Source organism: Streptomyces sp. NPDC021224 (genome assembly GCF_044332905.1).
Lineage (GTDB): Bacteria > Actinomycetota > Actinomycetes > Streptomycetales > Streptomycetaceae > Actinacidiphila.
The window spans coordinates 62177-85261 of the sequence record NZ_JBIRPW010000013.1 but is presented as its reverse complement, the minus strand read 5'-3'; the positions used below and the strand labels follow the sequence as shown (position 1 = coordinate 85261).

Below are 23085 nucleotides of genomic sequence, written 5' to 3'. Positions count from 1 at the left end.
CCCGCCGTCTCGCCCCCTCGGGGGTGGGCGGCGCGGACGCGCTTCGAAGCTATGGGCGCCCTGGTCGGCCCGCCATTTGTGCGCGGGCATCCGGGGACGGCGCGGGGCCGCCGTACGCGCGGTGCGCACGGCGGCCCCGTGGTGCCGTTCCGTCAGCCGGCCGCGGCCGCCGTCACGAGGCGGTGCAGACCGGGGTGCCGAGATCCGTCGCGGATCCGTTCAGGGTCATGCCCCACGAGGTGCTCGCCGACGGTGCGAGGGTGCCGTTGTAGGAGACGTTGCGCAGCGTCGTCGCGGGCGCCGACGTGTCGACGGCGGCGTTCCACACGCTCGCGACCTGGACGCCCGAGGGCAGTGTCAGCCGTACGGCCCAGCCGCCGGTCTGCCGGGTGCCGGTGTTCTGCACCGTCACGTCCGCCTGGAAGCCGCCGGACCAGGAGTTGCTGATGTGCACGGCCGCGGTGCAGCCGCCGGAGGCGGGCGGCGTGGTCGGCGGGGTCGTCGGGGGCGTGGTGGGAGGCGTGGTCGGGGGCGTCGTCGGCGGGGTGGTGGGGGGCGTGGTGGGAGGCGTCGAGCCGTCGCCGCCGCCGGTGGTGTAGCTGGTGGCCGTGTACGCCGCCGAGCACTGCCCGGAGCAGGACGCGGGGAGCGAGAAGTCGTAGGTCCGGCCGCCGAAGACGTAGGAGTCGGTGACGTCGCGGACCCGGATGCGGAAGTCGGTGCCGCCCGCGGTGATCGGGTCGAGGATGAAGGACTGGCCCATGTCCCCGTTCATCTGCGCCTCGTGCCAGGCGCCCGCGGAGTAGTACTCGACGCCGTGGATGCCGTTGGGCAGGTGCGAGACGGAGACCGCGCCCCAGTAGCGCTGGGCGCCCTGGAGGAAGCCGATCTTGATGTCCCCGGTGTAGCCCGGCGCCTCGACGTAGTGCCAGGACACCTGGCGGTTGTTCCAGTGGTCGGCGAGGCCGCTGACCGCGCTGCCGTTCTGCGTGAAGTGGCCGAGCGAGGCGGTGTCCAGGTCCAGGTGGTTCGGGTCGTCGCGGCACCACGCGTTGGGGTCGGCGCAGCTGTCGGCGACCAGCATGGTGAGGGTGGCGCCGTCGTACTGGTCCGACGTCCAGCCGCCGCCACGGCAGAAGGCCTGGCCGGCGGCGCCGTCGTTGGTGCCGGTGCAGTAGTCGCCGATGGTGACCTGCACATAGCGGCCGCAGTTGTGGCCGTTGTCCCAGGCGCCGATGATCGAGCTCTGCGAGGCGGGCACCGGGCGCTGGTACATCGTGTAGTCGCCCGGGGTGTCGAAGACGTTCAGCGCGACGAAGTCCGGGATGTCGAGCGCCGACTGGGGCATGCCGCAGCCGCCGTAGGGCTGGCCGAGGCCGTCGAAGTGGGTGGCGTTGCCGGTGACGTCGGCCGGGGCGGCGGCGGGCGTGGCCGCGGGGGCGGGCAGCATCGTCAGGAAGGACACCAGCGCCGCGGTGACGGCGGCGGCGAGCGCGGCGATCAGTCTGCGGTGCGGCCGGCGGCGGTGGTGCGCGGGTACGCGCATGGACGGCTCCTTGACGTGGGGGAATGGGAGCGCTCCCATAGTCACCGTGCGGGCCCGGCGCCGTCAACGGTCCGCGAAGCGGCGGCACATGACGGGACGGCAGTTCGCTGAACCGCGTAAGCAAGGGGCGGACGCGGACGGTCCCCCGCCGCGGGGAGGGCGGCGGGGGACCGTACGGATACGCGGCCGGCTCAGGAGACGGCGCAGGCCTTGCCGTTGAGGGTGAAGGCGGCCGGGACGCCGTTGGTGCCGGACACCGAGGAGGCGCTGAACCCGAAGGCGACGCTGCCGCCCGCCGGGACGGTGCCGTTGTAGGAGGCGTTGGTCACGGTGACCTGCTTGCCGCTCTGCGCGGCGACGCCGTTCCAGATGTTGGTGATCTTCTGGTCACCGGGGAAGGAGAAGACCAGGCTCCAACCGCTCAGCGCCGAGGTGCCGTTGGTGACGGTCACGCTCGCGTTGAAGGCGCTGCCCCAGTCGTCGATGTGGTAGTTCACCGCGCAGGAACCCGCGGGCGGCGTCGTGGGGGGCGTCGTCGGCGGGGTGGTGGGCGGCGTGGTCGGCGGGGTGGTGGGAGGTGTCGTCGGGGGCGTGGTCGGGGGCGTCGTGGGCGGGGTGGTGCCGCCGCCGCTCTTGGCCTTGTCGGCGTTGGAGTGCGCGGTGAAGTAGCTCAGCACCGCATCGCCGTGCATCACCCCGTAGTTGCCGTCCTTGCTGCTGTTCATGTACCACCAGAAGGCGTCCGCGTCGCCGTTGCCGGACTCCATCGTGCTGTAGATGGCCGGCCAGTACGTGCTGCGGGTGCTCGCCGAGGTGTTGAACTCCCCCAGGAAGAACGGCTTCCCGGCGCCGGTGTGCGCGTCGGCGATGTATTTCGCGACGAGTGCCTGCGTCGCGCTCACCGAGAGGTTCGCCCAGCCCTCGGTCGGATAGATGTGCGCGGAGCAGAAGTCGATGTACTGCGACTGGCACTCGTACGTGTACGGCACGCCGTTGTCGCTGCCGTAGCCGTAGGCGCTGCCCTGGCCCTCGATGCCGTTGTCGATCATGTGGTGACCGTCGATGGACCGGATGTGCGCGCCGACCTTGTCCTCCCAGGCCCGGAAGGTCGCGCCGACCGTGTTGTCGGCCGGGTCGACGTCCTGGTAGCGCGGCTCGTTCATCAGCTCCCAGGAGAAGATGGTCGGGTCGTCCTTGTAGGCCACGCCCGTGTAGTGGTTGACCCGGTTGAGCGCGTAGTCGACGTAGAACTCGTAGTCGGCCAGGCATCCCGGGCACTTCGACGCGTCGAAGAAGTAGCCGGAGTTGGCGGTGGAGACGCCCTCCCAGCCGAGGACGGCGTTGACGCCGCCGTAGGCCGTCCAGTAGTTCTCCAGCGCCGGGACGACCCGCAGGCCGTGCTGCGCGGCGGAGTACAGGATGTAGTCGAACTCCGCCCACTCCTGCTCGTTCATGGTGTTCTTGGCGGGCTCGAAGCCGTGCCACTGCTCGTGGTCGAACATCCAGGTGCGGACGACGGTGACGCCGTCCGCCGCCATGTTCGCCATCTCGCTGTCGATGGCGGCCTTGTCCATGTACTGCGTCTCGGTGTCGCCCGAGCCGCTGCCGAAGGTGAACAGGTCGTAGGAGTTGGCTCCGGCGAAGTAGGCGGTCTTGCCGTCCACGCAGAAGTGCGTGCCGCAGCGCTGGACGAAGCCGGTGGTGGCGGCGCGGGCGGGGCCGGGGGCGGCGACGGCGAGAAGGGCGGCCATCAGTGCCGTCGTCACCGCGGCGAGCGCCGCCAGCCAGAAGCGTCGTGCTGGGAGTGTCATGCATTCTCCTCGGAATGTCCGGACGTTCCCTGACAGGAAGGCTGGTACGGGCGACAGCGGAGTCGGATGGCGACTTCCGCCTGTACCGGTTAAGCAAGATGAAGGTACTGAGGCGTGACGGAAAGTCAAGGGATCCGCCGCACACGCCCGCGGAGCGCGCGGCCCCCGCGGACCGGCCCCCGGAACCGACCCCTCCGGCAGCGGGGCGGCGCGGCGTACGCGACAGCCCGCAGACGGGGTGTACAGGAGGGCGCGGGCCGTCTGCGTGGGCGTCTCGATGCGGGGTAGCGTCCCGGAGTGGACGTACTGAGCGATGTGGTAGCGGCAGCCAGGACCGGGCGGCCGCGGTCGTCGCTGGTGCGCTGCTCCGCGCCCTGGGCACGGGAGTTCGGCCCCGGGCCGGACACGGTGTCGGTCCATGTGGTGCTGCACGGCGCGTGCGTGCTGCGTGTCGACGCGGACGACGGCTCCGCCGCCTCCGCCGTGCCGGACGGCGAGGCCCTGACCGCGGTGGCGGCCTACGACGGCCCGCGCACCGCCGGCCACCCGCCGCCCGCACCGGGGTCCTGGCCGGTCCGGGCCCCGGCCGGGGCGCGCGCCGGCCCCGGCGACGTCCTGCTCGTCCCGCACGGCGCCGACCACCTGCTGACCGACCCGCTCGGCGGCCCGGACGCCCCCAGGCACCTCTCCCCCGGCGGCGCGCCGCGGCCCGCCGTCCGCGGCGGCGCCGTCCCGCCCGCGCGCCTCAGGCCCGGCGGCCACGTCCCCGGTCCGCGCGGCGCCGAGCGCACCCCGCCGGACCCCGCACCCGGCGACGGGCCCGCGTCCGTCCTGCTCAGCGGCGGCTACCGGCTCGACCCGCGCTACGTCCACCCGCTGCTGCACGAGCTCCCGGCGGTGCTGCACCTGCCCGCGAGCCCGGCGCGGCACCCGGACGTCACCGCCGCGGTCCGGCTGCTCGCCGGGGAGCTGGACCGGCCGCGGCTCGGCACGGACGCGCTCATCCCCCCGCTGCTCGACGCCCTGCTGCTCTACGCGCTGCGCGCGTGGTTCGCCGACCGGCCCGGCCCCGACACCGCCGAGCCGGGCTGGGGCGCGGCGCTGACCGACCCGCCGGTGGCCGCCGCGCTGCGCGCGATGCACCGTGCCCCGGACGCCCCCTGGACCGTCGAACGGCTCGCCCGCGAGGCGGGTCTGTCCCGCGCCGCCTTCGCCCGCCGCTTCGCGTCCCTCACCGGACGCCCGCCGCTCGCCTACCTGACGTGGTGGCGGATGACGCTCGCCGCCCGGCTGCTGGCCGAGTCGTCGCTGCCGCTGGCGGGGGTCGCGGCCCGCGTGGGCTATTCCTCCGAATTCGCCTTCGCCCACGCCTTCAAGCGGTGGTACGGCGTGGCGCCCGGCCGGCACCGCCGGACGACCCAGGCAGCAGCCACGCCCCACCGGCCGGTTCACGCGCCGACGGCGCGTCGGTAACCTGACCGGGACCGGCCGGAAGGAGCCCTGTGCCCAGCTACGCCTACTCCGCCACGATCGCCGCACCCGCCGCCCGGGTCTGGGAGGTGCTCGCCGCACCGGAGAAGTGGCCGGAGCTGACCCCGGCCATGACCTCGGTACGCGGCCTCGCCGGCCCGGACCTGTCCCTCGGCGCCCGCTTCGCCGTCCGCCAGCCCCGGCTGCGCCCCGCGGTCTGGCAGGTCACCGCCCTCGACGAGGGCACGTCCTTCACCTGGGAGAGCCGCGCTCCCGGCGCCGTCTCCCGGGCCGGTCACGTCGTCGAACCGGAGGGCACCGGCACCCGCCTCACCCTGACCCTCGACCAGTCCGGCGTCCTGTCCTGGCCGGTCGGCTTCCTCCTCGGCTCCACGATCCGCCGCTACCTCGCCCTGGAGGGCGAGGGCATCAAACGCCGCACGGAGCAGCCCGCGGCCCAGGAGTGAGCCCGGCCGCGATATTCGCTGGCCACCGTCCGCCGCGGTCTTCATAATGCCGCGGTGGATCCAGTGACACTTGAGACCGACCGCCTGCTGCTGCGCGCCTTCACCCCGGACGACGTGGACGCGGTGTACGAGGCCTGCCAGGACGCGGACATCCAGTTCTACACGCCGGTCCCGGTGCCGTACCGGCGGGCCGACGCGGAGAAGCGCATCGGTGAGGACATGCCCGCGGGCTGGGCCGAGGACAAGAACTACACCCTCGGCGCCTTCCGCCGGGACACCGGCGACCTGGTCGGCCTGTACTGCCTGTTCGTCGTCAGCCCCGGCGTCTGGGAGCTCGGCTACTGGGCGGCCCGGCAGCAGCGCGGACACGGCTTCTCGGTGGAGGCGGCCCGGGCCCTGTGCGACTGGGGCTGGGCCACCCTCGACGTCCACCGCATCGAATGGTGGGCGATGGTCGGCAACACCGGATCGCGCGCCGTCGCCGAGAAGATCGGCTTCACCGTCGAGGGCACGCTCCGCAACCGCGGCATAGCCAACGACGGCAAGCCGCACGACTGGTGGGTGGGGGGACTGCTGAGGCCCTGACCTGCGGCGTGGCATGCTGGCACGATGAGCGACACGCACGGCACCACCCTCGTCCGCTGGCCCGCCGAGGGACCGTCCGACGAGGCGCTGTCCGCGCTGCTCGCCGCCTACCACCTGCGGACGGAGTCCGAGAAGGGCGCCCCCGTCACGGGCGCGGAAGACCTGCCGCCCCGCTACCGCGCCGAGGTGGCCGACCCGCGCACCGCCTTCGCGGGTGACACCGTTTTGGTGGCCGTGAGCGGCGGCACCGCCGCCGGGTGCGTCGTGGTGACGGCCCCCGCGGGCGGCCGCTCGGAGGTCAAACGACTGTGGACCGACCCGGCCCTGCGCGGCCGCGGCATCGCGTCGACCCTGCTCGGCGCGGCCTTCACCCGGTCAGCGGCAGCGGGCGCGACCGCCGTGCGGCTGTCGGTCTGGAACTGGCGGACCGACGCGATCGCCCTGTACGAGCGGCTCGGCTTCACGGTGGTGGAGTCCTGGGACGAGCGGGACGCCCTGGTCTGCATGGAGCGGGCCCTCGGCTGACCGGCCGCGCGGTCGCCGCCCCGGTCATTCCGTCGCGGTCACTCCGTCGCGGTCAGGCACTCGGCGAGCAGGTCGAGGACGTCGCGCCAGGCCCGCCGCGCGTGCCGCGGGTGGTAGCCGACGCCGGGGACCGTGGGGTGGTCGACCGTCGGGTGGTGGAAGGCGTGCAGGGCTCCGCCGTAGACCACGAGGCGCCAGTCGACGCCCGCCGCCTGCATCTCGGCCGTGAACGCGTCCCGCACCGCGGGCGCCATGATCGGGTCCTCCGACCCGACCCCGGCCCACACCGGGCAGCGGATGCGCGCCGCCTCGCCCGGTCGGCCCGTGGTCAGCCCGTTGACCGTCCCGATCGCGCGCAGATCCGCCCCGTCGCGCCCGAGTTCCAGCCCGACGGCGCCCCCGGTGCCGTAGCCGACGGCGGCGATCCGCGCGGGGTCGGTGCGCGGCTCGGCGAGCAGCACGCCGAGGGCCGCACGGCCGACGGCCCGCATCCGCTCGGGGCTGGCGAGCAGCGGCATGCAGCGGTCCAGCATCTCCTGCGGGTCGCCCAGGTAGCGCCCGCCGTGCAGGTCGAAGGCCAGCGCCACGTACCCCAGCTCGGCGAGGGCGTCGGCCCGGCGGCGCTCCACGTCGCTGAGCCCCATGCCCTCCGGCCCGATCAGCACCGCGGGGCGGCGACCGGTTCCGGCCGGGAGTGCGAGGTGTCCGGTCATCGTCAGCCCGTCGGCGGGGTATTCGACCGTGCGCGTTGTCGTCGTCATATGACGGGACGGTAGTGACCGGCGGGTCCGGCCGGGCCGCTGTTCTCCGCCGGCGGAACGGCGCGGTGGAGACTGTGGCCTGCTGACGCGGACGGGCAGCGCACGCCTGCCGCGCGGCAGCGGCGGGGCACTGACGGCCGCCCCGGCACCGCTTCCCGGGCGAACGGGCCTGCTGCTAGCGTGCGCTGATGAACGCTCTGGGCCCCGTGACATGGCCGCCGGAACCGATCAGGACGAAGCGGCTGGTGCTGCGCGCGTCCGAGGCGCGCGACCGGGCGGCGTTCGTCGAACTGCTCGCGTCGCCCGAGGTGCACACCTACCTGGGCGGTCCCCGGCCGCGCGCCGAGCTCGAACGGGAGCTGCCCGAGGTGCCCGAGCAGTGGCCCGGGAGCTTCGTCGTCGAGCTCGACGGTTCGATGATCGGGCAGATCCTGCTCAGGAGGGGGCCCCGCGACCGCCGCCCGGCCGCCGCGGGGAAGGCCGATCTCGGCTACCTGTTCCTGCCGCGGGCGTGGGGGTCCGGTTACGCCGCCGAGGCGTGCGCGGCGGCACTCGGCTGGCTGGACTGCGTCCTCCCGGGCGAACCGGTGGTGCTCGCCACCCAGACCGCCAACTCCGCCTCGATGCGCCTCGCGGCGCGGCTGGGCTTCACGGAGGCGGAGAGGTTCGAGGCGTGGGGCGCCGAGCAGTGGCTCGGCCTCCGGCCCCCGGCCGCGGCGCCGTCCGCCCGGCCGTGAAGCCGTGAGGCCGTGAGGCCGCCGGGCCGTCTCGTGGCCGGGTTCCCGGAGCGCCCGGCGGTGCCTGCCGCGACCTGACGCACACGCAACAGTTACGACACCGTAATAGCACCCCGCGTCCACTCCGGCACGCTCCGCGCCCGCTCCCCCGGATGCCGCGCGCCCGTCCCGCCCGACGAGGCGTCACCGCAGGTCAGAGCCTGTGTCCCTGTGACGTACGAGGGCTCGGCGGATGCCGCGGGCAGCGGCGCGGCGGGCGGTGGGACCCAGCACCGCGGGGCGGCTGGTGCGGCTGTGAGCAGCGGTGTCACAGCTGGCCGAGAGCGCTCTCACGAAATCTTGACACCGGCTTCCCGCAGCCCGCAGGGTACGTCTGCAAGAGAGCGCTCTCACGCGCCCGCGGTCCGTGGGACTGCCGGTCCCGGGTCGTACGAAGGTCGCAGACAGTCGCGGAAGGTGGTCGTCGTCATGTCGTCGTTCAGAGTTGCGGGCAGCGAACTCCCCGGCACCGTCACGGACACCGCCACCACGACCGCCACCGCCACATCCACCGCCATCTCCACCGCTCCGGCAGCGGCGGCCCCGGCCACCGGCTTCCGCACCGGCGCGCACCCCGACGCACAGCCCGACGCGCACCCCGACGCCGACACCGGCGGGCTGAGCCGCCGCTCCTTCATCACGACCGCCGCGCTGGCCTCCGCCGTGCCGCTGGGCAGCGCCGCGGCGCCCGCCGCCGCCCAGGGCCAGGAGCGCCGACCGGGTCCCGCGGAGCCGGACTTCGGGCCGAACGTGCGGGTCTTCGACCCGGCCACCCCCGCCGCGGAGATCCAGGCCGCGCTGGACGCCGCCGCCCAGCAGCAGGTCGTGGGCGAGTTCGGCACCGGCCGCTTCGCCTTCCTCTTCAAGCCCGGCAGCTACGACGTGGACGCCCAGCTCGGCTACTACACCTCGGTCGCGGGCCTGGGCCTGTCGCCCGACGACGTGACGATCAACGGCGCGGTGCGCGTCGAGGGCAGGCCGCAGCCGGGCGGCGGGGACAGCGCGCTCACCAACTTCTGGCGCTCGGCGGAGAATCTGGCCGTCGAGCCCGCGGGCGGGGCCAACCGCTGGGCGGTGTCGCAGGCCGCGCCGCTGCGCCGGGTGCACATCCGCGGCCGGCTCCTCCTGTCGCCGCGACTCGGCGGCTTCGCCAGCGGCGGCTACATCGCGGACTCGGTCGTCGACGGCGAGGTCGTCAACGCCTCGCAGCAGCAGTGGTTCACCCGCAACAGCACGGTCGGCGGCTGGTCCGACGCCGTGTGGAACCAGGTCTTCTGCGGTGTCACCGGCGCGCCCGCGCAGTCCTTCCCCGAGCCGCCGTACACCACGCTGCCGACCACCCCGGTCAGCCGTGAGAAGCCCTTCCTCTACGTGGACGCGACCGGCCGCTACCGGGTCTTCCTGCCCGCGCTGCGGCACGACACCGCGGGCGCGACCTGGAGCGCGGGGCACACCCCGGGCAGTTCGATCCCGATCGAGCAGTTCTTCGTCGCGAAGCCCACCGACTCGGTGCGCGCCATCAACAAGGCGCTGGCGCAGGGCAAGCACCTGCTGCTGACCCCCGGCATCTACCGGCTGACCGGCACGATCAAGGTCAAGTGGGCGGGCACGGTGGTGCTGGGCCTCGGCTTCGCGACGCTCGTCCCGGTCACCGGAGCGGTCGCGATGCGGGTGGAGAACGTGCGCGGGGTGCGCATCGCCGGGCTGCTCTTCGACGCGGCCGAGGCCGAGTCGCGGGCGCTGCTGGAGATCGGCGGCGGGCGCGGCCGGCGCAGCGACCCGCAGGATCCGACGTCGGTGCAGGACGTGTTCTTCCGGGTCGGCGGCGCGGGCCCGGGGCGTACCGGCACGGCGCTGGTGGTGGGCAGTGACGACGTGCTGATCGACCATGTCTGGGCGTGGCGCGCCGACCACGGCAGCGGGGTGGGCTGGACGGTGAACACCGCCGAGCACGGCGTCGTCGTCAACGGTGCCGACGTCATGGCGACGGGGCTGTTCGTGGAGCACTTCCAGCAGGAGAACGTGCTGTGGAACGGCGAGGGCGGCCGCACGGTGATGTTCCAGAGCGAGCTGCCCTACGACCCGCCGCACCAGGGCGCCTACCGCCGTCCGGGCGCCGACGGCTACCCGGCGTACAAGGTCGCGGAGCAGGTGCGGCGGCACGAGGCGTGGGGGCTCGGCTGCTACTGCTTCTTCACGGTCGACCCGGAGATCCGGGTGCGCAGCGGGTTCGAGGCGCCGGTGACGGACGGGGTGCGCTTCCACGACGTGCTGACGGTGTCGCTCAACGGCGCCGGGGTCATCGAGCACGTCGTCAACGACCACGGCGGGGCCGCGCAGGGCACCGCGACCGTGCCGGTGCACGTGATCGACTACCCCGCGTACTGAACGGGAGTTGGATGCCACGGAACGTCACCAGGCGTTCTGTGTGGGGCAGTTGAGGTCGCCCAAAGGGTCGAGGCTGCCTAGGATGGGGAGTGTTCCAGCTCACTTCCGCCTCGGCTGCGCCGAGCCGACGATGCCGCGAGGACCCGATGGACGACGCGCATGTCCCGCTGACGGACCGCATCGACGTCAACGTGCCCAGTGTGGCGCGGATGTACGACTACCTGATGGGCGGCAAGGACAACTACCCCGCCGACCGGGCGGCGACCGAGGAACTGCTGGAGCAGGTCCCCAGCACCAAGGTGCTGGCCGTGAACAACCGCGCGTTCCTGCGCCGGGTGGTGCGGCGGCTCGCCGAGGACTACGGCATCCGGCAGTTCGTCGACCACGGCTCGGGCCTGCCGACGCAGGACAACGTGCACGAGGTGGCCCAGCGGGTCGACCCGGAGTGCCGGGTGGTCTACATCGACAACGACCCGATCGTCCTCGCGCACGGCCGGGCGCTGCTGGAGGAGAACGAGAACACCGCCGTGATCCAGGCGGACATGCGTGACACCGAGGCAGTGTGGTCGCATCCGGAGGTCAAGCGGCTCATCGACACCGAGCAGCCGGTCGCGGTGCTGTTCGTGTCGGTGCTGCACTGCATCCCGGACCGTGACGACCCGGCGGGTGTGGTGCAGCGCGCCGCGGCCAAGGTGCCGCCCGGCAGCTTCCTGGTGGTGTGCCAGCTGGTGAGCGAGGACGAGGAGACGCGGCGCGGCGTCACCGACTTCATGGACCGCACCACGGACGGCAACTGGGGCGAGGTGCGGCGCGAGGCGGACGTCCGGCACTTCCTGGAGGGCACCCGGCTGCTGGAGCCGGGGCTCGTCGAGGTGTCGACCTGGCGCCCGGACTCCGACCTGGTGCCGCGGCAGCCGAGCATGGAGTGGATCGAGTACGGGGGCGTCGGCCGGATCGACTGACGCCCCCGCCCGGCGTCAGCGGTAGCGCTGGAGGGCCTGTTCCAGGAGCACCCGGCTGGCCGCCGGGGTCGCGGCGAGCGCGCTCAGCTCGTCCAGCGCGGCGCGGTAGTGGTCGACGTCGGCGAGCCGGTCGAGGTAGACCGCGCTCGTCATGTGCTCCAGGTACACCATGTCCGGCAGGAAGCCCTGCGCGAAGCGGAGGTAGGTGACGGACGTCCCCGGGGTCGCCGCGGCGCTCGCGGCGTAGGAGGCGATCTGCAGCCGTACGCCGGGCTGACGCAGCACCTCCAGCAGATACGTGAGCTGCTCGCGCATCACCTCGGCGCCGCCGACCGGGCGGTGCAGCACGCCCTCGTCGACGAGCGCCCACAGTACGGGGGCGCCGGGCTCGGTCATCCGCCGCTGCCGCTCCAGGCGCAGGTCGACGCGCCGGGCGTTCTCCTCGGCGGGCGCGAGGCGGTGGCCGCTGTGGACGACGGCCCGCGCGTACCGCTCGGTCTGGAGCAGGCCGGGCACGAACTGCGTCTCGTAGCTGCGGACCAGGTGGGCGTCCCGTTCCAGGCCGATGAGCTGCTGGAGCCAGTCGGGCACGATCTCGCCGTACGGCTGCCACCAGTCGGGGCCGGTGGCGCGCTGCACCAGGCGGGCGATCTCGGTGCGCTCGGCCTCACCGACACCGTAGAGGTGCAGGAGTTCGTCGACGTCGCGGGCCTTGAGGGAGACGTGCGCGGTCTCCATGCGGCTGATCTTCGAGGCGTGCGCGCGGATGTGGGCGCCCGCCACGGCCGGGGAGCAGCCGCAGCTCTCCCGCAGGGCGCGCAAGTAGGTGCCGAGCACCCGGGACATGGCCCGGGAACCCATCTCGGGGCGGCGCTCGAACAGGGGTAAGGGCGAGGCGGGCTGCGGCTGTGCGGTCATGCGGGCTCCCCGAGTGGTACCGGAACGGCCGGTACTGCTCCGCGAAGCCCGCGACCCGCCCCTGGGGCGTCACACCGCAGGCTTCACACCGTGAAGGTGTCGAAGTCGCCGTCCTTGGCGCCTCCGACGAATGCGGTTATCTCCTCCCGTGTGTATACCAGAGCCGGCCCGTCGGGATACCGGGAATTGCGAACCGCCACCCCTCCGTCGGGAAGTCGCGCGAACTCCACGCAGTTTCCGCTCGGGTTGCTGCGGGCGCTCTTGATCCATTCCACTCCGGGAATGCTGCTGGCCTGAACACCGTTGCCGAACTGCTCGGTCATCGCCGTACCGCCTCTCGGGCTTGCTTCCGCCGGCTGGTGCGCCGCACGGGCACCGTCGAGTGGTGTCCGCATCCGGGGTCTACCCCGCACCTGCAGCTGCAATTCCCGATGCAATTGCATACATTGCCCCGGCCCTCGCCACGTCTCCTGCCCGCGTCAGGTGGCGACAGCGCCGAGTGAGACGAATCCGCAGATCAGCACGAAGAGGATGGCCAGCAGCGGCCAGATGAAGCGCAGGTACCGGTCGTAGCGGACCTTGGCGAGCGAGACCCCGCCGATCGTCACGGCCGTGGTGGGCACCCACAGGTTCATCCAGCCGCTCGCGGCCTGCCACGCGGTGACGACGACAGCGCGGGAGACGCCCGCGAAGTCGGCGAGCGGCGCGAGGATCGGCATCGCGAGGGTGGCGTGGCCGGAGGTGGAGGGGATGAGGAAGGCCAGCGGCAGGTTGACGACGAAGACGATGACCGCGAAGAGCGCGTTCGACGATCCGGAGACGACGCCCTCGATGGCGTGCAGCACGGTGTCGGTCACCTTGGCGTTGTTCATGATGACCGTGACGCCGCGGGCCAGCATGATGACGAGCGCGGGCGAGATGAAGTCCGCCGCGCCCTGCACGATCGTGGAGCTGAGCTTCTGCTCCCCCATCCGCGCGAGCAGCCCGACGAGCACGGCCGCGACGACGAAGAGCGCGGCGAGTTCGGCGAAGGACCAGTCCAGCTCCCAGCCGTACGGCACGGCGTCGGCCTTGCCGGTGAGCGCGCTCGACCAGGGCACCACCGAGAAGATCATGAAGGTGAACACCAGGGCCACCCCGGCCAGCACGGTCTTGTGCCGCCGGGTCAGTTCCGGCGGCTCCTGGGTGCGTTCCGCGCCCTGCTCGCGGTCGCCGGGCAGGAAGCCGCTGATCGAGCGCTCGGGGCGGCGCTGCACCCGGTGGCCGTAGCGGACCACGTAACCGACCGTCACGGCGGTCAGCACGACCCACATCAGGGAGCGCAGCGCGATGCCGTCGCCGAGCGAGATGTCGGCGGCCGAGGAGGCGACGCCGGTCGCGAAGGGGTTGACGGTGGAGCACAGCACGCCGACGCCCGCGCCGAGGATGATCGTGCCGGTGGCCACCATGCGGTCGTAGCCGAGGGCGAGCATCAGCGGCACGATCAGCCCGTAGAAGCCCAGGGTCTCCTCGGCGAAGCCCTCGACCGTGCCGAGCACCGAGAAGACGACCATGATGCCGGCGATCAGCAGGGCGCCGCGGGTGCGCAGCGCGTGCGCGAGCCGGGCGATGCCGCGGTCCAGGGCCCCGGTCGCGAAGACCACGGTGATGAACGCGCCGATGGCCAGCACGAAGAGGAAGACGCCCGCGCTGCCGTACAGATCGCCGGTGTTGTCCGGGCCGACGGCGCCGGTCTTCGGGTCCTGGATGCCGTAGAGGCCGTTGACCGGCGAGAGGAAGAGGTCTTTGAGGTGGCCGCCGAAGCTCAGACCGGAGGGGACGTGGTGGTAGGTGCCCTGGATCGGCTTGCCGTCGGCGTTGCGGCGGTACTCGCCGGACGGGATCGCGAAGGCCAGCGCCCACACCGCGACGGTGACCAGGGCCAGGACGGTCAGCGCGCTGGGGAAGGTGAAGCGGTGCCCGCCGCTCCCGCCGCCGTCGCCCCCGCCGTCGGCGGACGGCGGCCCGGCGCCGTCCGCCGACGTGCCGGGGCCCGCCGTCGCGGCGCTCACCGCCGGCCGCCCGCCGCCCTGAAGTCCGCGGCGTACTCGCGCAGGAAGGCCGCCTCGGCGACGACGGCGCCGCGCAGTTCGGAGAAGAGCACCCGCTCGTTGGGCGCGTGCAGGTTGCACATGCTGTCCTGCGCGCCGAAGAGCAGCACCTCGGCGTCCGGCACGGCCCTCGCGAGCCCGTTGACCAGCGGGATGGAGCCGCCGCTGGCCGCCAGTTGCGCCTCGCTCCCCCAGCCCTCGCGCAGCGCCGCGCGCGCCGCCCGGTAGGCGGGCCCGTCCGTGGCGGGTTCAAAGCCGGGGCCCGCGTCGCTCGGGGTGACGGTCAGCGCGATGCCGTACGGGCGCTGGGCGCGCAGGTGCCGTACCAGTGCGTCGGTGGCCTCCCGCGGGTCCTGCTGGGGGTGCACGCGCAGGTTGAGCTTGGCTCGGGCGTACGGGACGACGGCGGAGGCTGCGCCGTCCACGGCGGGGGCGTCCAGGCCGATCACGGTGATCGCCGGGCCGCTCCACAGCCGCTCGCCGAGGCTCCCGCTGCCGGTCAGCGGCATCCCGTCGGCGACGGTGGCCAGTTCGCGGAATTCCTCGTCGGTGTACGACGCGCCCCGCCACTCCTCGCGGCGCAGCCCCTCGACGGCGACGTCACCGTGCTCGTCGTGCAGCCCGGCGAGGGCGCGCAGCAGCGCGAGCAGCGCGTCGGGGGCGGCCCCGCCGAACTCCCCGCTGTGCCGGGCCTCGGCGAGGGTGCGGACCTCCACCACGACCTCGGCGACGCCGCGCAGACCCGTCGTCAGGGTGGGGGTGCCGGGGCGCAGGTTGCCCATGTCGGCGATGACCATCGCGTCGCACGCGAAGCGCGCGGGGTCGGTCGGCGGGTAGTCGTCGAAGGCGCTGCCGTACTCCTCCTGGCCCTCCAGGACGATCTTCAGGCCGGTCGGCGGGCGGCCGCCGTACGCGCGCAGCACTCCGATGTGGGCGATGACGTTGGACTTGTCGTCGGCGATCCCGCGCGCCCGCAGGCCCCCCTCGACGGGTGTCGGCTCGAACGGCGGGGAGAGCCACAGCGACTCGTCGCCGGGCGGCTGGACGTCGTAGTGGCCGTAGAGCAGCACGGTCGGCGCGTCCGGGTCCGGTGGCGGCACCTCGGCGTAGATCACCGGCGCGGTGTCGGGCAGGTCGAGGCGCTCGATGTGCTCGACCCCGGCGTCCCGCAGCAGCTCCACCAGCAGGTCGTGGGCGCGCTCGACCTCCGCGCGCGGGTAGCCGGGGAAGGCGACGGAGGGGATCGCGGCGAGCCGGGCGAGGTCCGCGGTCAGGCCCTCCATCAGGCTGTCCACCGTGCTGCTGAGGTCCATCGGCGCTCCCCGGTCCGGCTGGTCCGTGCCCGGGCCCGGGCACGGCTGTCCACCTCAGACCCTGGCGCACGCCGCGCCGCCCGTGCAGGCCGGGGTGGGCCGAACGGGCGGCGGGCGGACGGCGGACCGCGGACCGCGGCTCAGGCCGCGCGCACCTCCAGCAGCAGCGCCTGACCGGGGTTCAGCGTCGGCATGGGCAGCCCGGCGTGCACCGCGACCGCCCCCGGCAGCGGCACCCAGCCCTCCAGCGCGGCGGTGAACCAGGCGGGCCCGGCGTTCTGGTGCAGCGACGGCAGGCCGGGCTCGGTGCGGATCCGCACCCGGTAGGCGGCCGCGGGGTCGAGGCCGGGCAGCGGCACGCGTCCGGCCTGGCCGTCGGCCGAGGTCTCGGTGCGGGCCCAGCAGTAGAGCGCGGCGGAGGTGTCGGGCGCGACGACGCCGTGCAGCAGCACCGCGTCGTCCGGGAGGTCGGCGCGGATCTGCCGTCCGCTGTGCAGCAGCGGGCGCAGCTCGCGGTAGAGCGCCGTCCAGGCGGTGATGAGCGCGAGTTCCTCCGGCGCGCAGGCGGTGAGGTCCTGCTCGATGCCGGGGTGGCCGAAGAGGCTGGTCACGAGGCGGAAGGAGGCGGTGGTGACGCGTGCGGTGGTGTGGCTGCGCTCGGCGCCGACGTGCGAGCCCATCAGCTCGGGCGGCAGCAGCTGCCCGGTCCAGCGCTGGATCGCCTGGCGTTCGACCGGGTCGTTGCAGTCGGAGGTCCAGACCCGGTCGGTGCGGGCGAGGATGCCGAGGTCGATACGGGCGCCGCCGGAGGCGCAGCTCTCGATCTCCAGCCCGGGGTGGCGGGCCCGCAGTGTGTCGAGCAGCCGGTAGAGCGCCTCGACCTGGGCGTGGCCCGCGGGCCGGTCGCCGGGTCCGTGCACGGCTTCGTGCAGATCCCGGTTGTGGTCCCACTTGAGGTAGCCGATGCCGTACTCGCCGACGAGCGTGCCGATGCGCTCCAGCAGGTACGCCCAGGCGTCCGGGTGGCTGATGTCGAGCACGTACTGCTGCCGCGAGGTGGGGCCGAGGCCGCGCGCGGGGCCGAGGATCCAGTCGGGGTGGGCGCGGGCCAGCTCGGAGTCGGGGTTGACCATCTCCGGCTCGACCCACAGCCCGAAGTCCATGCCGAGCGCGCGGACGTGGTCGGCGAGCGGGCCGAGGCCCTCGGGCCACACGGCGGGGTCCACGTACCAGTCGCCGAGGCCGGCGTTGTCGGCGCGGCGGCCGGTGAACCATCCGTCGTCCAGCACGAAGCGCTCGACGCCGACCTCGGCGGCCCGGTCGGCGAGGCGGCGCAGCCGGTCGAGGTCGTGGTCGAAGTAGACGGCCTCCCAGCTGTTGAGGACGACCGGCCGGGGGCTGTGCGGGTGGCCGGGGCGGGCGCGCAGCAGGGCGTGGAAGCGGTCGGCGAGGCCGTCGAGTCCGGCGCCGGACCACGCGAAGTGGCACACGGGGGTGCGGTAGGTGTCGCCGGGCGCGAGGCGGATCTCGCCGGGCCGCAGCAGTTCGCCGCCGCCGAGGACACCGCCGTGCACGCCCGCGCCCTCGGGCAGCCGTTCGGCGAGGTAGCGCTGGTCGCCGCTCCAGGCGATGTGCACGCCCCACACCTCGCCGGTGCGGAAGCCGAAGCCGGGCGCGCCGGCGGCGAGCAGGTAGGGCGAGTCGGCGCCGGGCTTGCCGCGCCGCGCCTCGCGGACGTGGCTGCCGTAGCCGAGCGGGCGGCGCTGCGGCACCCGCTCGCGGCTCCACTTGCCGGTGAAGTCCAGCAGTTCGGTGGCCCGTCCGGGCAGCGGCAGCAGGGTGGTGACGCGCGCGAGGTCGTACGGCTCGGGTCCGGCGTCGGCGCGGCGCGTCAGGGTGGCCGAGGCGGCGAGCACACCGGAGGGTTCGAGACGGTACGTCAGCTCGGTGTCGAGGCCGGTCGCGGTGTCGGTGAGGGACAGCACGATCTCGCCGCCGCCCGCCGGGGACTGCGTGTGCGTGCTGCCGGTCAGTACCGGTCCGGGCGCGGCGGCGCCGCCCGCCGCGTGGCCCTCCTGCGCCGGGGTCCCGGACCAGCCGTCGGCCTCGGTGGGCCAGACGGTCAGCCGGCGCGGCACGTCGAGGGCGTTGTTGAGCACCACCTGGTCGGCGGTCAGAGCGAGCGCGGCGGTGTCCGCGTCCGACAGCGCGCCGAGGTCGGCGCCCCAGTGCAGTACGCGGGGCACCGGCGCGGTCAGTTCGACGACGAGCGCGGTGCCCGCCGCCCGCAGGGCGAGGACACGGGCGGGGGGTGTCGGCATGGGGAGTCCTTTCAGGCCTCGCGTTCGATCATGGTGAATCTAGGGCGCTTTTCATTCGGTGGTCAACAGATTCCAACGTCAGGAAGGACGTGCCCGGTGCGGGTCCGCCCCGCGGTACGGTGCCGGGCATGACCTCAGCCGCAGCACACACTCCCGGGCCGGTGACCGCCGACGACGTCACCGAGGCCGTACGCCTGTCGATCGCCGCCCTGCGCGAGGCCCCCGAGGACGGCTGGGACGCCCCGGCGGGCGACCTGACGTGGACGTGCTGGCAGACCGCGGAGCACCTGGCCGACGACCTGTTCGCGTACGCACTGCAACTCGGGCCCGAACGGCCGCCGTTGACGACACACGTGCCGGTCACCTGGCACCGCGAATTCCCCGGCGGACCGGCGAGCACCGTCTTCGTCGAGCGCAAGGAGGGCACCGCGGGTCTGCTCCAGGTGCTGGACGGCTGCGGCGCGCTGCTGGCCGCGATGGTGCGGGTGACCCCGCCGCAGGTGCGCGCGCACCACGGCTTCGGCGCCGCCGACCCGGAGGGCTTCGCGGCGATGGGCGTCGTCGAGACGCTCGTCCACGTCCACGACATCGCCGCGGGGCTCGGCCTGCCGCCCTTCACCCCGCCGCCCGCCCTGTGCGCCCGCACCCTGCACCGCCTCTTCCCGCACGCCCCGGCGGACACCGACCCGTGGCCCGCGCTGCTGTGGTCGACCGGCCGCGTCGCCCTGCCGGACCGCCCGCGCCAGGAGAAGTGGCGCTGGTACGGCGAACCGCGCGGCTGACGGGCGGCGCCGGCGCGGCGTCGAGACGTCCCCGCTCGGGAAGCGCCCCCCGGGCGGGGAAGCGCCCGCGGTTCAGGGCAACGGGGCGGCGGACGCGGGCGCGAGCAGGGGGGCCAGCAGGTCGCCGTGGGCGGCCAGCCGCGCGGGGACGTCGGCGATCGTGAAGGCCAGGTCGGCGGGCGAGGCCGCGGATTCCACCTCGTCCCAGGACAGCGGCGTGGAGACGGTGGGCTCGGGACGGGCGCGGACGGTGTAGGGGGTCGCGGTGGTCTTCTTGCGGGAGTTCTGCGACCAGTCGAGGAAGACGCGCCCGGTGCGGTCGGCCTTGGCCATGCGGGAGACGACGCGGTCGGGGTGGGCGCGCTCCAGCTCGCGGGCGACGGCGCGGGTGTAGGCCGAGGCCCGCTCGGCGTCGGCGTCGCGCAGCGCGGCGTACAGGTGCAGCCCCTTGGAGCCGCTGGTCTTCGCCCAGGCGTGCAGCCCGTCGGCGGCGAGCCGGTCGCGCAGCAGCAGCGCCACCTCGCAGCAGTCGACGACGGTGCGCCCGGGTCCGGGGTCGAGATCGACGACCAGCCGGTCCGCGGCGCCGGGTTCCGCCGACCGCCACTGCGGGGTGTGGATCTCCACGCAGGCCAGGTTCGCCGCCCACATCAGGGTGGCCAGGTCGTTGATCTGGACCTGCGGCATCAGCTCGCCGCTCTTGCGCGGCGTCTCGGAGGTCGTCACCCAGTCGGGCGTACCGGCGGGCGGGCGTTTCTGGAAGAAACGCTGCCCCTGCACGCCGTCGGGGGTGCGTACGAAGCTCACCGGGCGCCCGGCGCAGTGCGGGATCAGGGCGTCGGCCACGGTCGCGTAGTAGTGCAGCAGCTCGCCCTTGGTGGTGCCGGTGTCCGGCCACAGGACCCGGTCGAGGTGGCTGAGGGTGATCCGGCGTCCCCCGACCTCGGTGATCGGCATACCCTAAAGATCCCATATCCGGATCAAAGGGACATGCTATGCGCAGCGTCTGGAGCGGGACCCTCGCCTTCGGCCTGGTCTCCATCCCGGTGAAGCTCGGGTCCGCGGTGTCCAGCCACAAGATCGGCTTCCGGCAGATCCATCTGGCCGACCAGGGCCGGGTGCGCTACCAGAAGACCTGCGAGCTGGACGAGGAGGTGCTGTCCTCCGCCGAGATCGGCCGCGCCTTCGAGACCCCGGACGACCAGCTCGTCGAGGTCACCGACGCCGAACTCCAGGCGCTGCCGCTGCCCACCGCCAAGACCATCGAGGTGAGCGGCTTCGTCGACACCGCGCGGATCGACCAGATGCAGCTGGACACGCCGTACTTCCTCGCCCCCTCCTCCCCCACCGCCAACAAGCCCTACGTGCTGATGCGCGAGGCGCTCTCCCGCTCGGGCAAGGCGGCGGTCGGCAAGTTCGCGATGCGCAACTCCGAGCACCTGGCCCTGATCACCGCCCGCGACGACATCCTGCTGCTCCAGACGCTGCGCTGGCCCGACGAGCTGAACTCGGCGGCCGACGCGGCACCGCGCGGCAAGGTCAACATCTCCGACAACGAGCTGAAACTCGCCGACACCCTCATCGAGGCGCTGGGCGAGGCCGACCTCACCGCCTATCACGACGAGTACGCGGCGGCGGTCGAGGCGCTGGTCACGGCCAAGCTGGAGGGCGCCGAACCGCCCACGGTCGAGGGCGAGACCGGCGGCGGCCAGGTCGTGGACCTCATGGCGGCGCTCCAGGCCTCGGTGGACCAGGCCCAGGAGGGCCGCGCGGGCGGCGGCGGGGGCGAGGAGGGCAAGGACGCGACCGTGACGGACATCGGCGGCCGGTCGGGCAAGGGCGGCGGTACGGGCAAGCGTCCCGTCAAGAAGGCCGCGGCGAAGAAGACGGCGGCCAAGAAGACGGCGAAGAAGGCCCCCGCGAAGAAGGCGGCGAGCCGCCGCAAGGCCAACTGACCCCGCCGGAGCGGCCGGACGGCCCGCCACGCAAAGAATTGAGGGTCGACTTTCATTTGACATCACACCTCTTCATGGGAGTCTACTGTCATTGCACAGCCGACTCCCTGGAGGCCGCCATGTCCGCGCCCGCCACCCCTCCCCCGACGCTCGCCTCCTCGCCCCGCCGGTGGTGGGTGCTGGCGGCCCTGACGCTGAGCGTGCTGACCGTCGCGCTCGACGGCACCGTCGTCACCGTGGCACTGCCCACGCTGGCCGGTGAACTCGGCGCCGACAGCGCCCAGTTGCAGTGGATCAACGGCGGCTACCTGCTGGCGCTGTCGGTGGGCATGCTCCCGGTCGGGCTGCTCGGCGACCGCTACGGGCACCGCCGGATCCTGATCGCCGGCGTCACGCTCTTCGGCCTCGCCTCGCTCGCCGGCACCCAGGCCGACAGCCCCGGGCAGCTCATCGCGATACGGGCCGTGCTCGGGCTGGCCGCGGCGATGATCATGCCGGTGTCGATGGCGGTGCTGCCGAAGGTCTTCGGGCCCGAGGAGGTGCCCAAGGCGATCGGCGTGTGGACGGCGGCCACCGCGCTGGGGCTGCCGGTCGGCCCGCTGATCGGCGGATGGCTGCTGAACCACTTCTGGTGGGGCTCGGTCTTCCTCTTCAACGTGCCGCTGTTCGCCCTCGCGCTGGCGGCCTGCCTCCTGCTGCTGCCCGCCGAGCCGCCGCGCGCCCGTGCCGCGGCCGCGCCCTTCGACCTGGCGGGCGCGCTGCTCAGCGGCCTGGGCATCACCGGCCTGGTCTACGGCACGATCCTGGTGCCCGGCGACGGCTGGGGCAGCGCCCGGGTGCTCGCCGGGATCGCGGGCGGGGCGGCGCTGCTCGCGGCCTTCGTCGTGCAGCAGCGCCGCCACCCCTTCCCGCTGGTGGACAGCGGACTCTTCACCGACCCGCGGTTCCGCTGGGGCACGCTCGTCGCCGTCTTCGTGAACTTCGCCGTGATGGGCATCCTGTTCGTGGTGCCGCAGTACCTCCAGGCGGTGCTCGGGCACGACGCGTTCGGCACCGGGCTGCGGATCCTGCCGCTCATCGCCGGGCTGATGGCGGCCGCCGCGCTGAGCGAGCAGCTCGTCCCGCGGCTGGGCGCCCGGGTCGTGGTGCCCGCCGGACTGCTGGTGCTGGCCGCGGGCACCCTGCTGGGCGCGGCCACCGGCAGCGGCGCGGGGTACGGCTACGCGGCGGTGTGGCTGACGCTGACCGGGCTGGGCTTCGGGCTCGCCACCGTGCCCGCGACCAGCCTGGTCATGGCGTCGCTGCCGCCCGGGGCCTCCGGGCGGGGCACCAGCCTGCTGGAGACCGTCCAGCAGGTCGGCGGCGTGCTCGGCGTGGCGGGGCTCGGCAGCCTGCTGAGCGCGGGCTACCTGGCCCGGCTGCACGTGGCCGGGCTGTCGGCCGCGGACGCCGGGCAGGCGCGCGACTCGGTCAGCGGCGCCGACGAGGTCGCCGCCCGGCTGCGCGACCCGGCTCTCGCGGACACCGCGCACCGGGCCTTCCTGCACGGCATGGGCCTGGCGCTGCTGGTGTGCTGCGCCATCGCGGTCGCGGGCGCGCTGCTCGGGGCGCTCTTCCTGCCCGGCCGGGACGCATCCGGCGCCCCCGCCCCGGCAACCGCCCCGGCCGGGCCCGGGTCCGTACCGCGGCCGGCCGGCTTGGCGGACGGGACGGGGACGACGGACGCGGCAGGGGCCGGGTTGGCGGGGGCGGTGCCCGAGCGCGGAGAATCGCCGGCATGAACGCCAAGGAGACCCCGGCCGCGCCCGGGACGAGCCTGCGGGAGCGCAAGAAGCAGCGCACCCTCGCGACCATCCGCCGCGAGGCCTACCGCCTCTTCGCCGCCCAGGGCTACGAGGGCACCACCGTGGAGCAGATCGCCGCCGCGGCCGAGGTCTCCCCCAGCACGTTCTTCCGCTACTTCCCCACCAAGGAGGACGTCGTCCTCGACGACGACTACGACGCCGCGCTCGCCGACGCGCTGCGGGCCCGCCCGCCGGGCGAGCCGGTCTTCGACAGCCTGCGGATCGCGCTCACCGACTCGCTCGGCAGGATGCTGGAGGCCGACCGCGACGAGCTGCTGCTGCGCACCCGGCTGGGCTTCACCGACCCGGCGCTGCGGGCGCGCTCGTGGGACGAGCTGATCCGCAGCCAGGACTCGGTGGCCGAGGTGATCGCCGAGCGCACCGGCCGGGCCGCCGACGACCTGGACGTGCGCTGCACCGCCGCCGCCCTGATGGCCGTCTCCACCGCGGTGGTGCGGCACTGGGTGGAGCACGACGGCGAGGTGGACCTGGTGCCGCTGTACGACCGGCAGTTCGCGCTGCTGTCCGGCGGCCTGCGGTTCTGACCCGGGGCGACCGGGCACGTCCGCCA

At 73.9% G+C, this 23085-nt stretch carries 20 protein-coding genes; 11 read left to right on the top strand and 9 right to left on the bottom strand.

The features are described from left to right. Positions 1-172: 172 nt before the first annotated feature. On the bottom strand, positions 173-1546 hold the full coding sequence (locus ACH4PY_RS27500) for a cellulose binding domain-containing protein (protein ID WP_398188403.1): 1374 nt from the start codon (positions 1544-1546) through the stop codon (positions 173-175). A 191-nt stretch (positions 1547-1737) separates the two neighbouring features. Further along, positions 1738-3357 (bottom strand): cellulose binding domain-containing protein, encoded by a 1620-nt coding sequence (locus tag ACH4PY_RS27495; RefSeq protein WP_398188400.1) that lies wholly within the window; start codon positions 3355-3357, stop codon positions 1738-1740. A 297-nt stretch (positions 3358-3654) separates the two neighbouring features. Between ACH4PY_RS27495 and ACH4PY_RS27490 the strand changes: the two genes are divergently transcribed. The 4 genes from ACH4PY_RS27490 (at position 3655) to ACH4PY_RS27475 (ending at position 6404) form a co-directional block, all read left to right on the top strand. Further along, the gene (locus tag ACH4PY_RS27490; RefSeq protein WP_398188397.1) at positions 3655-4830 is read left to right on the top strand and encodes an AraC family transcriptional regulator; all 1176 of its coding nucleotides are present in this window, start codon (positions 3655-3657) and stop codon (positions 4828-4830) included. Positions 4831-4859: 29 nt separating this feature from the next. After that, on the top strand, positions 4860-5294 hold the full coding sequence (locus ACH4PY_RS27485; RefSeq protein WP_398188394.1) for an SRPBCC family protein: 435 nt from the start codon (positions 4860-4862) through the stop codon (positions 5292-5294). A 63-nt stretch (positions 5295-5357) separates the two neighbouring features. Further along, positions 5358-5879 carry a GNAT family N-acetyltransferase gene (locus ACH4PY_RS27480; protein WP_398188391.1) on the top strand — a complete coding sequence of 174 codons (522 nt, stop codon included), beginning with the start codon at positions 5358-5360 and terminating at the stop codon, positions 5877-5879. Positions 5880-5903: 24 nt separating this feature from the next. Beyond that, positions 5904-6404 (top strand): GNAT family N-acetyltransferase, encoded by a 501-nt coding sequence (locus ACH4PY_RS27475; RefSeq protein ID WP_398188388.1) that lies wholly within the window; start codon positions 5904-5906, stop codon positions 6402-6404. Positions 6405-6442: 38 nt separating this feature from the next. Here the strand turns inward: ACH4PY_RS27475 and ACH4PY_RS27470 are convergent, their stop codons facing one another. Further along, positions 6443-7165, bottom strand: coding sequence for a dienelactone hydrolase family protein (locus ACH4PY_RS27470; protein ID WP_398188385.1), 723 nt, complete (start codon positions 7163-7165; stop codon positions 6443-6445). A gap of 188 nt (positions 7166-7353) precedes the next feature. Here ACH4PY_RS27470 and ACH4PY_RS27465 point away from each other — a divergent pair, with 188 nt between their 5' ends. The 3 genes from ACH4PY_RS27465 (at position 7354) to ACH4PY_RS27455 (ending at position 11291) form a co-directional block, all read left to right on the top strand. Further along, positions 7354-7902, top strand: coding sequence for a GNAT family N-acetyltransferase (locus tag ACH4PY_RS27465; protein ID WP_398188381.1), 549 nt, complete (start codon positions 7354-7356; stop codon positions 7900-7902). 468 nt (positions 7903-8370) lie between these two features. Next, positions 8371-10329 carry a coagulation factor 5/8 type domain-containing protein gene (locus tag ACH4PY_RS27460; RefSeq protein WP_398188378.1) on the top strand — a complete coding sequence of 653 codons (1959 nt, stop codon included), beginning with the start codon at positions 8371-8373 and terminating at the stop codon, positions 10327-10329. A 146-nt stretch (positions 10330-10475) separates the two neighbouring features. Continuing rightward, a complete protein-coding gene (locus ACH4PY_RS27455; protein ID WP_398188375.1) occupies positions 10476-11291 on the top strand; it encodes an SAM-dependent methyltransferase in 816 nt (271 codons plus the stop codon). A 15-nt stretch (positions 11292-11306) separates the two neighbouring features. Here ACH4PY_RS27455 and ACH4PY_RS27450 read toward each other — a convergent pair whose 3' ends face one another. The 5 genes from ACH4PY_RS27450 to ACH4PY_RS27430 all read right to left on the bottom strand — a co-directional run bounded on the left by ACH4PY_RS27450 (position 11307) and on the right by ACH4PY_RS27430 (position 17933). Next, positions 11307-12209, bottom strand: coding sequence for a helix-turn-helix domain-containing protein (locus ACH4PY_RS27450; protein WP_398188372.1), 903 nt, complete (start codon positions 12207-12209; stop codon positions 11307-11309). Between the two features lie 83 nt (positions 12210-12292). Next, positions 12293-12532: a DUF397 domain-containing protein gene (locus ACH4PY_RS27445; RefSeq protein WP_398188369.1), complete on the bottom strand. Its 240-nt coding sequence runs from the start codon at positions 12530-12532 to the stop codon at positions 12293-12295. A 156-nt stretch (positions 12533-12688) separates the two neighbouring features. Further along, on the bottom strand, positions 12689-14143 hold the full coding sequence (locus ACH4PY_RS27440) for a YfcC family protein (protein WP_398188616.1): 1455 nt from the start codon (positions 14141-14143) through the stop codon (positions 12689-12691). Between the two features lie 113 nt (positions 14144-14256). Continuing rightward, positions 14257-15612 (bottom strand): M20/M25/M40 family metallo-hydrolase, encoded by a 1356-nt coding sequence (locus tag ACH4PY_RS27435; protein ID WP_398188366.1) that lies wholly within the window; start codon positions 15610-15612, stop codon positions 14257-14259. 140 nt (positions 15613-15752) lie between these two features. Then, positions 15753-17933, bottom strand: coding sequence for an alpha-galactosidase (locus tag ACH4PY_RS27430; RefSeq protein ID WP_398188363.1), 2181 nt, complete (start codon positions 17931-17933; stop codon positions 15753-15755). 128 nt (positions 17934-18061) lie between these two features. Between ACH4PY_RS27430 and ACH4PY_RS27425 the strand changes: the two genes are divergently transcribed. Next, positions 18062-18715, top strand: a complete 654-nt coding sequence (locus ACH4PY_RS27425; protein ID WP_398188360.1) for a hypothetical protein — start codon at positions 18062-18064, stop codon at positions 18713-18715. Positions 18716-18787: 72 nt separating this feature from the next. Here ACH4PY_RS27425 and ligD read toward each other — a convergent pair whose 3' ends face one another. Then, positions 18788-19672 (bottom strand): non-homologous end-joining DNA ligase, encoded by an 885-nt coding sequence (ligD, locus tag ACH4PY_RS27420; RefSeq protein ID WP_398188357.1) that lies wholly within the window; start codon positions 19670-19672, stop codon positions 18788-18790. A 38-nt stretch (positions 19673-19710) separates the two neighbouring features. Between ligD and ACH4PY_RS27415 the strand changes: the two genes are divergently transcribed. The 3 genes from ACH4PY_RS27415 to ACH4PY_RS27405 all read left to right on the top strand — a co-directional run bounded on the left by ACH4PY_RS27415 (position 19711) and on the right by ACH4PY_RS27405 (position 23059). Continuing rightward, a complete protein-coding gene (locus tag ACH4PY_RS27415; protein ID WP_398188354.1) occupies positions 19711-20670 on the top strand; it encodes a Ku protein in 960 nt (319 codons plus the stop codon). Positions 20671-20789: 119 nt separating this feature from the next. After that, positions 20790-22451: an MFS transporter gene (locus tag ACH4PY_RS27410; protein WP_398188350.1), complete on the top strand. Its 1662-nt coding sequence runs from the start codon at positions 20790-20792 to the stop codon at positions 22449-22451. Then, complete coding sequence (locus tag ACH4PY_RS27405) at positions 22448-23059, top strand: TetR family transcriptional regulator (RefSeq protein WP_398188347.1); 612 nt, start codon at positions 22448-22450, stop codon at positions 23057-23059. Before ACH4PY_RS27410 ends, ACH4PY_RS27405 begins: the two co-directional genes overlap by 4 nt. Positions 23060-23085: the final 26 nt, after the last annotated feature.

What these genes read in the sequence shown, in the direction of transcription:
- ACH4PY_RS27500 (WP_398188403.1), bottom strand. Translation starts at nt 1,546, where the DNA reads ATGCGCGTACCCGCGCACCACCGCCGCCGGCCGCACCGCAGACTGATC.
- ACH4PY_RS27495 (WP_398188400.1), bottom strand. Translation starts at nt 3,357, where the DNA reads ATGACACTCCCAGCACGACGCTTCTGGCTGGCGGCGCTCGCCGCGGTG.
- ACH4PY_RS27475 (WP_398188388.1), top strand. Translation starts at nt 5,904, where the DNA reads ATGAGCGACACGCACGGCACCACCCTCGTCCGCTGGCCCGCCGAGGGA.
- ACH4PY_RS27470 (WP_398188385.1), bottom strand. Translation starts at nt 7,165, where the DNA reads ATGACGACGACAACGCGCACGGTCGAATACCCCGCCGACGGGCTGACG.
- ACH4PY_RS27465 (WP_398188381.1), top strand. Translation starts at nt 7,354, where the DNA reads ATGAACGCTCTGGGCCCCGTGACATGGCCGCCGGAACCGATCAGGACG.
- ACH4PY_RS27460 (WP_398188378.1), top strand. Translation starts at nt 8,371, where the DNA reads ATGTCGTCGTTCAGAGTTGCGGGCAGCGAACTCCCCGGCACCGTCACG.
- ACH4PY_RS27455 (WP_398188375.1), top strand. Translation starts at nt 10,476, where the DNA reads ATGGACGACGCGCATGTCCCGCTGACGGACCGCATCGACGTCAACGTG.
- ACH4PY_RS27450 (WP_398188372.1), bottom strand. Translation starts at nt 12,209, where the DNA reads ATGACCGCACAGCCGCAGCCCGCCTCGCCCTTACCCCTGTTCGAGCGC.
- ACH4PY_RS27445 (WP_398188369.1), bottom strand. Translation starts at nt 12,532, where the DNA reads ATGACCGAGCAGTTCGGCAACGGTGTTCAGGCCAGCAGCATTCCCGGA.
- ACH4PY_RS27435 (WP_398188366.1), bottom strand. Translation starts at nt 15,612, where the DNA reads ATGGACCTCAGCAGCACGGTGGACAGCCTGATGGAGGGCCTGACCGCG.
- ACH4PY_RS27430 (WP_398188363.1), bottom strand. Translation starts at nt 17,933, where the DNA reads ATGCCGACACCCCCCGCCCGTGTCCTCGCCCTGCGGGCGGCGGGCACC.
- ACH4PY_RS27425 (WP_398188360.1), top strand. Translation starts at nt 18,062, where the DNA reads ATGACCTCAGCCGCAGCACACACTCCCGGGCCGGTGACCGCCGACGAC.
- ligD (WP_398188357.1), bottom strand. Translation starts at nt 19,672, where the DNA reads ATGCCGATCACCGAGGTCGGGGGACGCCGGATCACCCTCAGCCACCTC.
- ACH4PY_RS27415 (WP_398188354.1), top strand. Translation starts at nt 19,711, where the DNA reads ATGCGCAGCGTCTGGAGCGGGACCCTCGCCTTCGGCCTGGTCTCCATC.
- ACH4PY_RS27410 (WP_398188350.1), top strand. Translation starts at nt 20,790, where the DNA reads ATGTCCGCGCCCGCCACCCCTCCCCCGACGCTCGCCTCCTCGCCCCGC.
- ACH4PY_RS27405 (WP_398188347.1), top strand. Translation starts at nt 22,448, where the DNA reads ATGAACGCCAAGGAGACCCCGGCCGCGCCCGGGACGAGCCTGCGGGAG.